Below are 10,825 nucleotides of genomic sequence, written 5' to 3'. Positions count from 1 at the left end.
TGCATTTGAATAAAAACACAACTGTTTTTATCGCATTTTTCTGGATCAAGGGGATGTCTTCTAAGCTTTTGCCTCATTCTTTAAAAGAATAGATAAGAGACATACATGACTGATAGCGCAAACATCACTTTTGATTCATTAAACTTAAACCCTTCTGTATTACAAGCTATTACAGAAATGGGTTATACATCTCCTACGCCAATTCAAAAACAATCTATACCGGTATTATTAGAAGGTGGCGATGTATTAGGTGAAGCACAAACCGGTACTGGTAAAACAGCTGCATTTGGTTTACCAACGATTTCTAGATTAGATCCAAATTTACGTGCACCACAAATGTTAGTTGTGTGCCCTACCCGAGAACTTGCCATTCAGGTAGCTGAAGCTTTAGCGGATTTCTGTAAACATATGCGTGGCATGTTTGTTACTACAGTTTACGGTGGCCAATCTTATACCCCGCAATTACGTGATTTAAAACGTGGCCCACAAATTGTTGTTGGTACACCAGGCCGTATGATGGATCACATCAAAAAAGGTCGTTTGAATTTAGATAATTTAAAAGCATGTGTACTAGATGAAGCTGATGAAATGCTTAACATGGGCTTTTTAGAAGATATCGAGTGGATTTTAGAGCACGTACCTAATGAAACTCAAATGGCATTTTTCTCTGCAACTATGCCTGCACCAATTAAAAAAATCACGCGTAAATTCTTAACTGAACCGACACATATAAAAATAGAATCAGTTAAAGAAAATAAAGCAAAAATCACTCAAAAAGCATGGCGTGTTGGCCGTATTGGTAAAAATACTGGTTTAGAACGCATTGCTGAAGTAGTTGATTATGATGCTATGATTGTTTTTGTTAGAACCAGAAATGATACTATCGTTTTAGCCGAACACCTAAATAGTAAAGGTTTTGCAGCATCAGCATTGAATGGTGATTTACAACAACAAGATCGTGAACGCATTGTAGACCAGTTAAAAACGGGTAAAATTGATATTTTAATTGCAACAGATGTTGTAGCACGTGGTCTAGATGTTCCTCGTATTTCTCATGTTATAAACTACGATTTACCACATGATCCTGAATCATATGTTCACCGTATTGGTCGTACAGGTCGTGCTGGTCGTGAAGGCGAAGCAATATTATTTGCGACTGGTCGTGAAATGCGTAGCCTACACCGTTTAGAAAGAGTAACTGATGGTCAAATAGGTACTTTTGACATGCCAACGTCTGAGCAACTTGGTAAAAAACGTGTAGCTAAAACTCAGGAAAAACTACAAAAAATTATTGAAAGCAATGATTTAGCACAATTCACTGAAATTATTGAAACTGTTGCAAAAGATACTGAACTTTCACCGCTAGAGCTCGCTTCTGCATTATTGTTTGAAAGACAGGTGAAAATGCCATTTTTCCCGAAAGCAGACCCAGTAGAGCGTGCTTCGGATAGGAATGAACGTGGTTCTCGAAACGATCGCAATGATAGAAACGCTAGAAATGATCGTGGTGGCCGTAACAATGACAGAGCTGATCGTGGTGAACGTAGACTTCGTCGTGATAATGGTGAATTTAATACATACCGTTTCAATGTAGGTCGTGCTCAAGGTGTTCGCCCTGGTGATATCGTTGGCGCTGTTGCAAATGAGATTTCAATTAGTGCAAGTGACATCGGACAAATCCGTTTATATGGTGAGTTCACACATGTTGATTTACCAAAAGATATGGACAAGCAAGCTTTTGATAAATTACAAGATGTTCAAATTCGCAGACAAGATATTTCACCAAGTCTAGCAACTGCTGAACAGATTCAAGAAGCAAAGTCTGCAGATCAAAATTCTCAAGAACGTCGTGGCAATGGTAACGATCGTGGAAACAGAAATGATTCTCGTCGCGATCAATCTCGTGGTCGTCGAAATGACTCTAGAGGTCGTAGCGATTCGCGTAGCCGTGATGATGTTTGGTCTAAAAAACCACGTGCAAATAGTGGTAATGATTCAGGCAGAATCATTCGTCAATTTTCATAATTGATATATAAATAAAAAAGGGTAGCTTAGCTACCCTTTTTTATTTGTCTTAGTTAAAATGCATTTAGATTAAATATTACAGGAAAAATCAATGGATAAGCAAACACAAACAGAACTAGAAGCAGCAGCTTTTAGAAAGTTATTGTCTCATTTAGATGAAAACAAAGATGTGCAAAATATAGATTTAATGATCACAGGCAACTTTTGTCGTAATTGTTTAAGTAAGTGGTTAGTTTCAGAAGCTAAAGAACGTGATGTTTCACTTGATATGGATGATGCAAAAGAGTGGGTTTATAAAATGCCTTACAGTGAATGGAAAGAAAATCATCAACTTCCTGCTACTGATGAACAAATGGCTGCATTTAACAAACGTCAAAAATAATATTATTCTCCTTATAAAGTGCACAATTAACATTGATACCACTTAGATAAATAGGCGCATAAAAAAAGCTAGCAAATGCTAGCCTTTATTAATTTAGAACTTTAGAACTTTAGAACTTTAGAACTTTAGTTATTTGTTCGTTTTATTCCAAGGAGAATCTTCGGCAGCAACAGATTTTTTCTCAGATGGTCTAAATTTTTCACATAACCCGATTAAAAAGTTTCTTAATAACTGATCTCCGCAAGGCTTGAAGTTACGTGTACCACGCTTCCTAAATAGCGCAGTCAGTTCAGTTTTAGAAAATCTAAATCCTGCTTTTTTCATCACATCAAGCATATCATCATCTTTAAATTCGAACGCAATTCGTAATTTTTTCATAATAATATTGTTATTAAGTCTCACTACTTCAGCTTCATTTTTAACTGGTTGTGCTTTATTATCTTCTCTAACACCGCGATTTTTTATGATTAAACCGTCCAGAAACATTTCTAATACAACATCAGTACATTCAACAAACGCTTCATCTTCATCTTTTTTTAGAAGACAGCTAATTGAGAATTTTGTTATTTTATGTCCTGATAATGCGAAAATATCCGCCATAGATTCTTCACGCAAATTTAAAGCATAACGTAAACGGCGTAGTACTAGGTTATTAATCATAAAAACTCCAAAATAAGGCCGGCTAAAATACCATGAATCCTTAGAATAGTCATGTTACATTAATTAAATTATAAAATAATTGATATTAGTCTATCGCTAATAGCTCTACTTCAAAAATTAATGTTGATCCTGCTGTGATTTTACCAGCATTTCGGTTGCCATAGGCTAAATGACTCGGGATCACAAAGCGCATTTTATCACCCTCAACCATAAGTTGAACACCTTCAGTCCAACCTGATATCACTTGATTTAAACCAAATGAGATAGGTTGGCCTCGATCTACTGAACTATCAAATACTGTTCCGTCTATTAATGTACCATGGTAATGTACTTTAACTTTACTTGTCTTTGTAGGATGATTTTCTCCCTGTCCCTTTGTTATTAATTGATATTGTAATCCGGAGTCGGTTTCTAACACCCCTTCTTGTGTTTTATTAAATGCTAAATACTCTTTACCTAATTTAATATTCTCTAGAGATATTTTTTTAACATTTGCTTTATTATAAAAATAAAAAACAACTAAAATAATAGCGCCAATCGCTAAAATCATTTTCATTGGATACCCTTAACTTAAACCATTTATATCAAAAGCAGCATAATACCTGATTACTTTTTTAAATCTGCAATTTTTGACATAAAAAAACCCGAATTAATCGGGTTTCTTTATTATTGTTCAGTTATTATACGTAACATGCGTCGAAGCGGTTCTGCAGCACCCCATAACAACTGATCACCTACTGTAAAGGCACTTATATATTCAGGGCCCATAGCGAGTTTACGGATACGCCCAACTGGAATACTTAATGTACCAGTTACATTAACAGGTGTTAAGTCAGTTGATGTTAACTCTCTGTCATTAGGGATCACTTTTACCCAAGGGTTATGCTGCGCCAATATAGATTCAATTTTTTCTACTGAAATATCTTCTTTTAATTTGATTGTCATTGCTTGAGAATGACAACGCATTGCACCTACTCTGACACATAAGCCATCAATTGGAATAGGCTGCTGTGATGACCCCAAGATCTTATTGGCTTCAACTTGTGCTTTCCATTCTTCTTTACTTTGTCCTGAAGGCATTGGCACATCAATCCAAGGGATCAAGCTACCAGCTAAAGGCACACCAAATTGTGTTGTACTGAGTGATTCAGATTGTATTTTTTCACTTACTATTCGATCAATTTCTAAAATTGCAGATTGTGGATCGTCTAACTTATCAGCAACACTTTGATGAACTTCACCCATTTGCTTAATAAGTTCTTTCATATGCCTAGCGCCAGAACCAGATGCAGCTTGATAAGTCTGTGGGCTTACCCATTCAATAAGATCTTGCTCGAACAGGCCACCTAATGCGAGTAACATTAATGAAACAGTGCAATTTCCGCCAACAAAGGTTTTAACGCCTTGTTCTAAGCCTTGAAGGATCACATCTTTATTAACAGGATCAAGTACGATAATGCTATCATCTTTCATACGTAAACTAGATGCAGCATCAATCCAATAACCATTCCAACCGGTTTCTTTTAGGTGAGGATAAACCGCGTTAGTATAATCTCCACCTTGACAGGTTAAAATAATATCCATTTCAGCTAAGGCATCTAAATCCTTTGCATTTAATAACGGCTTAATGGTACCTGCAAAGTCAGGTCCCATCTGTCCAGCTTGAGATGTGGTGAAAAATGTCACATCTAAATTATCAAAATCATTTTCTGTTTGCATTCGGTCCATCAATACTGAACCAACCATGCCGCGCCAACCTACTAGCCCTACTTTTTTCATAGTTAAAAACCCTAAAATTTTTTCATTAAAAACCAATTACAAATTGCGTGAGTTTTTTAGATAAATTGGTATATTTGATTGCTGAATTTAGCATTGAAAAGCAGATAAAACTAGCACGAAATTAACAAAATTAATTTTTTTCAATCAAGAAGATTTATTGTTGGATAACAATTGTATTTCTATTATTTTTAGCCTCATACAATGCAATATCTGCTTTGCTATAAAAATCTTCAAAAGCATCATTTTCAGCCGGTACGCTGCTATATATTCCAGCTGAAATAGTTAATAATTCTGATACTTTAGATTTTTCGTGTTTCAGGCCTGCTTTTAATATTTCATCTTGAAGCTCGAGCAATTTCAACTCTTGAATCTCTGAATCTGTATTTACGATTAAAATAGCAAATTCTTCACCCTCTATTCTATAGCAAGAATCTCCTGTACGCTTAAAGGTCTGCTTTATTAATTTAGATATTTGTTTTAAACATTTATCACCTCTGGGATGTCCATAAGAATCGTTAAACTCTTTAAAATAGTCAATATCTATAATTGCCAAACTGAGTGATATTTTTTGTCTGGCATTTCTTTTGATTTCTGCATTTAAATTTTGTTTAAATTGCCCATGATTTAACAAACCAGTTAATGAATCTCGCGTTGATAATTTCTTTGCTTTTTCTACATAAAGTTTAAGTTCCCCTAAGGCATCTTCCATATCTCCTAACTCATCATTTTTATGTACTCAATTTGTATTTATATATCACCTTAAATATAGAGTTTTTTTCCGAGTATATGTAGCCAGATCGTAACTATCCACTAGGGGAAAATTATTTTCTAATGATCCTTTTTAGCTATTGACCGATCCTGCCAGTATGCCAAGCTAGGGCTATGACTTAATCGCCCTAGCTTCAATTAATTTAAACAGCATCAACATCACTGAAATAGTTGAGCAAACTAAAGCTCAGTTACAAGAAGATAAAAGTCTCACGCCTGCGTTGAAGCTGTCTATCGAGCTTATTCTTGTTATCGTTGTTATGCTTGCCAGTAAATTGGGACTTAACAGTAAAAATAGTCGTATTGCGCCATCAAAAGATATTAACCGAGAAAAACAAACCAAAGATAAATCAGATAAGCCAGCGTGTGGACAGAAAGGCCGAACGGTTACAAATAAGTTAATTTTTATTTCTTTTATTATTTTTTCTTAAAGCGATAATATTAGCTAAGCTCAGTGGTAATAATACAAGAAAAATAACGCTAAAAGCTTCTTTTTCATTTGTAATTATTAAAGCGCTAGCGATCATCGCTGAGGCCCACAATATCGATTGCGAAAGTATGCTTGATTTAGTTTTGTTTGGATTGGTATTTTGGCCTACAGTACCATATTCAAACGCACATAACTTTTGTAAAAAAGATCGGTTTTTTTCGTATTCACCAGCTAGCATATCTATTTCTCCCATTTTTTCTATCGCCGCTTTAAACGCTTGCTCTTCACTTTTACCATTTTTAATAAATTGTTCAACTTCACAATAAAGATGATCAATAAGCTCATCTATATTTTTACTTTTGATACTGTCATTACTCAGTACCAACTCACACCATTGCTGTATTGCTTGGTTTAAATTAAACATCATCATCTCCTGCTAACTGATCCAACATTTTATCGAGTTGTTTCCAATTACTTCGTTGCGCAATAAGTTCGGCCTCACCTGCACCGGTAAGTTGGTAATACTTTCTTTTTCGCCCGGTATCACTGACTCCCCATATAGCAAGTATAAATTCTTTTTTCTGAAGTCTATGTAATATTGGGTACAACATACCATCAGCCCATCGCATTTTTCCATCAGACAATTCATTTACTTTTTGAATAATGGCATAGCCATAGCTTTGACCATTTTTCAATATTGCTAAGATCAATGGTGTTGTGGATGCTGCTACAAAATCTTTTGAATAATTCATTTTTACACCTTGCCTAGAACTTCTATGTATATTTATACATAGAAGTTCTAGGTAAGTAAAGTATATTTGTTTATCAGACAATAAATTTGATGTTAATTTATACTGATATCTGACATAAAAGATTACCAAAAACTATCGATATCAGAATGGTTATCGTTTCTTATAATTGATAGTTTAGTTAATCAGTTTTTCAAATAATAAAAAAATTGCTCTGAACTTAAAACGTTAAGGAAATATCAATGGACATATTAGCTACACCTGTTGCTTAAATTTTACAAATAGCCGAGCCGATTTGGGATAACATTGTTTAAGGAGTAAAGAATAAAAACTGGTAACTTGTTTTCAAACTATATGCTTGAAGATAGGTAAGCGCTCAACCTGAAAAAGAGGACGAACAGCAATAGCAACAATAACCCATTCTCACTTCACTAAATAATTCAAAAGAATTTGTTGGTATTTTAAAAAGAAAAAGTGCCGTCACTGTTTTATGGAAGCATTCAAGTACAGCAGACGGAGGTGAGCATCTGGGCATATTAAATTTACAAACTATCAACTATGAAGTGAATTCTGTTGGTATGTTTGTTACTTAGTCATTCAAAAATTGAAAATGGACCATAAATAAAGCACAATCTAATATTCAATCATTTGAATATTAGATTGTTTCGTTATAAATGACCCATTGAGGGTATTTGATAACCAAGTTTTATAAAAGTGATATAGCCGTTAATAATTTGTCGATTAATTCTGGGTTAGTTAATTGACCTGTTTCTACATCAAAATTGTCGTAAAAGCTTGGGATGGAAATACTGGATTTTACATCCGCTGCAAAATAAGGCGCTGAACCTGACGCTGCTGCTAATACACTGGCTGCCCCGCCAGGACCTGGTGAAGTTGCTAACATAAGCATAGGTTTATTTTGAAAAACTTTCATATCGATCCGAGAAGTCCAATCAAATAAGTTTTTATATGCCGCTGTATATGACCCATTATGTTCTGCAAAAGAAACTATAATCGTATCAGCTTCTCCTAGCTTTTTATAAAATGCTTGCGCTTGTGCTGGATGACCTAGCTCTTTTTCACGATCTTCACTGAAAATTGGCATTTCATAGTCGTTTATATCTAAGATTTCTACTTCTGAATTTTCAACTAAGTTTGCTGTATATGTTGCTAACTGCTTGTTGATTGAATTTTTGCTGTTGCTCGCTGCGAATGCTAATACTTTCATGATATACCCTCATTTTGTATCTGATTTTATATAACTTATAAGTCATTTTAAAAATATGATGACTTATCTGCGTTTCGATGTGTAAACTATACATTCATTCCAAATAAAGATTAATAACCTAAATGTAAAAGGATTATTTCCAAATGGCAGTTAATACAAAGTTGTTTGATGGTATTGTGATCTTTAATCAGGTTGTAACGACAGGTGGCTTCTCGGCTGCGGCGTTTGCTACTGGTCACTCTACTTCGTATATCAGTAAAGAAATCAATAAACTTGAAGCAAGGTTAGGGATCAGATTATTAAACAGAACAACACGCTCTATCAGTTTAACGCCTGAGGGAAAAGCGTTTAATAATCAATGCCAGCAAATCATATTTGATGCCGAGCAAGCGCAAGGAATTTTAGATCAAAGTAATATATCGCCTAAAGGTACATTGAAAATAAGCTGTCCACTGGGTTTTGGGTCTATTTACCTAAAGCCAATTTTAGTTGAGTATTTAACCAAATATCCCGAAGTGAGTTTAGATATAGATTTTAGTGACCGTCAGGTTGATGTTATACAAGATGGTTTTGACTTAGTTATTCGAGCAACAACTGCGCTTGAAGATTCTAGTCTGATATGTAAAAAGCTTAAATCATTTTTAGGGTACACAGTTGCATCAACTGATTATGTTAAAAAGCATGGCAAACCCAAAACACCAGAGGAACTCATAAACCATCAATGTATGTGTTATTCCAATCTTAAAAACCCAACGCGTTGGATGTATACCACGAGAAAAGGTGAAGCTATTTATGTAGATGTACCACAAAAGGTATTATCTAATAATGCCGAAATGCAACTGGCTATGGTTTTAGCTGGTCATGGTATATGCAGATTACCTGAATTTTATCTGGCAAATGAATTAAAATCAGACAAATTAGAAATCCTATTTGATGACTATCAATCACAAACGATAGATGTATTTGCTTTATATCCAAGTAGAAAACATTTATCTCCAAAAGTAAGGTGTTTTATAGAACTGTTAACTCAAAACATCTCTTAATAATAAGTGATTTTGAGATAATTATAAATTTATTAAAATTTTATGAACTTATTTTAATTCCATGACTCTTATATTACGAGTTAGATGATTTCCCTAGAGTAATATTCGCGCGTTTTTAAACGCGTTTTTTTTTGCCTAAAATTCACCAGTTCACCTAAAGCCCATAACCAAAAGTTATACACTCGCAAAGCTTTAACATTGTTCTTTTTTTCACTGCTAACTTATCTTGGATTTATCAAATAAGTGAGACAATAGTTTCTTAAGATAATAAATTTCTAGTTATAGGCCTTTTTTATTGTCATTCACTTATCAAGTTTTCACTTGTATTAAAATATGGTGAAACGTTGACAGCGATTATCAAAATTTAAATAGATGATCACATTTTAAGTCACAGAATTTAGAGATAACCCATGACAAGAAAGCAAAAAATAATTCAAAAAGCCATCAACGAAAATATAATCGATAATAACTTAACCGCTATTGGGATCATGGACTTCGAACGATTAGATAAAACAGTTGATGATGTATATGCTTCTTTTCCTAAAAATTTCACCCATACTTTTGCAGTTAAAGCGAATGCATTAGTAGAAGTATTAAAGTCACTTAGAAAATCTGGCATGGGCGCTGAGGTTGCAAGCCCAGGAGAATTATTAATCGCTTTAAAAGCGGGTTACGAAGTAGAGAATATCATTTTTGATTCGCCAGCTAAAACAATAGACGACTTAACAACCTGTCTTAAAAATGGTATATCTTTAAATATTGATAACCTACAAGAACTTGCTCGTATAGATGCACTAATGCTGCAATATCCTAATACAAAATCAATTATTGGTTTTCGAGTAAACCCACAAATTGGCAGCGGAAAAATCAGCTCAACAAGTACAGCTACAGCTACATCAAAGTTTGGTTATGCATTAAATGATAACGATAATAGAAATGAGTTAATCGAAATATATAAACAACGTCCTTGGCTGAAAAGCATTCATACTCATACGGGTTCTCAAGGGTGTGAGCTTGAACTCATGGCGCAAGGTATTGCTGTTATCACTGAGTTAGCAGAAGAAATAAATGAAACAATTGGCTCGCAACAAATAGTTAGATTAGATATTGGTGGTGGATTGCCTGTAAATTTTGCATCAGAAGAAATCTCACCGACATTTAAACAATATGCAGATATTTTGCAAAAAACTGTACCATTACTATTTACTGATAAATACCAAGTTAAAACTGAGTTTGGTCGTGCTATTGCAGCTAAAAACGGTGTAATAGTAACACGAGTTGAATACACTAAAAATTCTGGTAACCGCCATATCGCAACAACACATGCTGGTGCTCAAATTCTTACCCGTACTGCTTTTCTACCTAATTCATGGCCTCTAAGAGTCACTGGATTTTTACCAACAGGTGAGGAACGAACTGAAGAAATTTCTCCATTAGTGACAACAGACGTTGCTGGCCCATGTTGTTTTGCAGGTGATTTAATTTGTAAAAACCAACAATTGCCTAATTTAGAACAAAATGATTATGTAATGGTACATGATACCGGAGGCTATTATTTTAGTAACCACTTTGACTACAACAGTCTACCTAGAGTGGCAGTATTTGCCATAACTGGTAAAGATGATGATTTAACAATCAAATGCATCCGTAAATCAGATTCTCTTGAAAATGTTCTCAATAAAATGTAACGGAATGCCGAGAAAAATTGCGGTCTGCGAGTATTTTTCACGATAGATCGTAACATAATTCCGATTGACCAAT

General features: G+C 34.5%; 11 protein-coding genes. 4 read left to right on the top strand and 7 right to left on the bottom strand.

Annotated elements, in window-relative coordinates; all coding sequences use genetic code 11:
• Positions 1–105: 105 nt before the first annotated feature.
• Positions 106–2,025, top strand: coding sequence for a DEAD/DEAH box helicase (locus PSA_RS23070; protein ID WP_082305881.1), 1,920 nt, complete (start codon positions 106–108; stop codon positions 2,023–2,025).
• 91 nt (positions 2,026–2,116) lie between these two features.
• Positions 2,117–2,407, top strand: a complete 291-nt coding sequence (locus PSA_RS23065; protein ID WP_042151152.1) for a DUF1244 domain-containing protein — start codon at positions 2,117–2,119, stop codon at positions 2,405–2,407.
• 129 nt (positions 2,408–2,536) lie between these two features.
• Here the strand turns inward: PSA_RS23065 and PSA_RS23060 are convergent, their stop codons facing one another.
• From PSA_RS23060 to PSA_RS23030, 7 genes are all read right to left on the bottom strand, one after another.
• Positions 2,537–3,067, bottom strand: a complete 531-nt coding sequence (locus PSA_RS23060) for a DUF1456 family protein (protein ID WP_042151150.1) — start codon at positions 3,065–3,067, stop codon at positions 2,537–2,539.
• A gap of 85 nt (positions 3,068–3,152) precedes the next feature.
• Positions 3,153–3,623, bottom strand: coding sequence for an FKBP-type peptidyl-prolyl cis-trans isomerase (locus PSA_RS23055; RefSeq protein ID WP_042151147.1), 471 nt, complete (start codon positions 3,621–3,623; stop codon positions 3,153–3,155).
• 110 nt (positions 3,624–3,733) lie between these two features.
• A complete protein-coding gene (gene asd, locus PSA_RS23050) occupies positions 3,734–4,846 on the bottom strand; it encodes an aspartate-semialdehyde dehydrogenase (RefSeq protein WP_042151143.1) in 1,113 nt (370 codons plus the stop codon).
• A 154-nt stretch (positions 4,847–5,000) separates the two neighbouring features.
• Positions 5,001–5,555, bottom strand: coding sequence for a GGDEF domain-containing protein (locus PSA_RS23045; RefSeq protein ID WP_052380212.1), 555 nt, complete (start codon positions 5,553–5,555; stop codon positions 5,001–5,003).
• 457 nt (positions 5,556–6,012) lie between these two features.
• Entirely contained in the window at positions 6,013–6,468 is a 456-nt protein-coding gene (locus tag PSA_RS23040; RefSeq protein ID WP_042151128.1) for a permease prefix domain 1-containing protein, read from the bottom strand.
• Positions 6,461–6,796 carry a PadR family transcriptional regulator gene (locus tag PSA_RS23035; RefSeq protein ID WP_042151125.1) on the bottom strand — a complete coding sequence of 112 codons (336 nt, stop codon included), beginning with the start codon at positions 6,794–6,796 and terminating at the stop codon, positions 6,461–6,463. Before PSA_RS23035 ends, PSA_RS23040 begins: the two co-directional genes overlap by 8 nt.
• Before the next feature lie 703 nt (positions 6,797–7,499).
• A complete protein-coding gene (locus PSA_RS23030) occupies positions 7,500–8,021 on the bottom strand; it encodes an NADPH-dependent FMN reductase (protein WP_042151123.1) in 522 nt (173 codons plus the stop codon).
• Between the two features lie 143 nt (positions 8,022–8,164).
• On the opposite strand from PSA_RS23030, the gene PSA_RS23025 reads away from it, so the two are divergent.
• Positions 8,165–9,064 carry a LysR family transcriptional regulator gene (locus tag PSA_RS23025; RefSeq protein ID WP_042151121.1) on the top strand — a complete coding sequence of 300 codons (900 nt, stop codon included), beginning with the start codon at positions 8,165–8,167 and terminating at the stop codon, positions 9,062–9,064.
• Positions 9,065–9,474: 410 nt separating this feature from the next.
• Positions 9,475–10,752 (top strand): diaminopimelate decarboxylase, encoded by a 1,278-nt coding sequence (locus tag PSA_RS23020; protein ID WP_042151118.1) that lies wholly within the window; start codon positions 9,475–9,477, stop codon positions 10,750–10,752.
• Positions 10,753–10,825 lie beyond the last annotated feature (73 nt).

Origin of the sequence: Pseudoalteromonas sp. '520P1 No. 423', from assembly GCF_001269985.1 — a bacterium.
In the GTDB taxonomy this organism is placed as follows: domain Bacteria; phylum Pseudomonadota; class Gammaproteobacteria; order Enterobacterales; family Alteromonadaceae; genus Pseudoalteromonas.
This window is presented reverse-complemented; position numbering and strand designations above follow the sequence as displayed.

Coding starts and splice junctions, on each gene's coding strand:
- PSA_RS23070 (WP_082305881.1), top strand. CDS start 106: ATGACTGATAGCGCAAACATCACTTTTGATTCATTAAACTTAAACCCT.
- PSA_RS23065 (WP_042151152.1), top strand. CDS start 2,117: ATGGATAAGCAAACACAAACAGAACTAGAAGCAGCAGCTTTTAGAAAG.
- PSA_RS23060 (WP_042151150.1), bottom strand. CDS start 3,067: ATGATTAATAACCTAGTACTACGCCGTTTACGTTATGCTTTAAATTTG.
- PSA_RS23055 (WP_042151147.1), bottom strand. CDS start 3,623: ATGAAAATGATTTTAGCGATTGGCGCTATTATTTTAGTTGTTTTTTAT.
- asd (WP_042151143.1), bottom strand. CDS start 4,846: ATGAAAAAAGTAGGGCTAGTAGGTTGGCGCGGCATGGTTGGTTCAGTA.
- PSA_RS23045 (WP_052380212.1), bottom strand. CDS start 5,555: ATGGAAGATGCCTTAGGGGAACTTAAACTTTATGTAGAAAAAGCAAAG.
- PSA_RS23040 (WP_042151128.1), bottom strand. CDS start 6,468: ATGTTTAATTTAAACCAAGCAATACAGCAATGGTGTGAGTTGGTACTG.
- PSA_RS23035 (WP_042151125.1), bottom strand. CDS start 6,796: ATGAATTATTCAAAAGATTTTGTAGCAGCATCCACAACACCATTGATC.
- PSA_RS23030 (WP_042151123.1), bottom strand. CDS start 8,021: ATGAAAGTATTAGCATTCGCAGCGAGCAACAGCAAAAATTCAATCAAC.
- PSA_RS23025 (WP_042151121.1), top strand. CDS start 8,165: ATGGCAGTTAATACAAAGTTGTTTGATGGTATTGTGATCTTTAATCAG.
- PSA_RS23020 (WP_042151118.1), top strand. CDS start 9,475: ATGACAAGAAAGCAAAAAATAATTCAAAAAGCCATCAACGAAAATATA.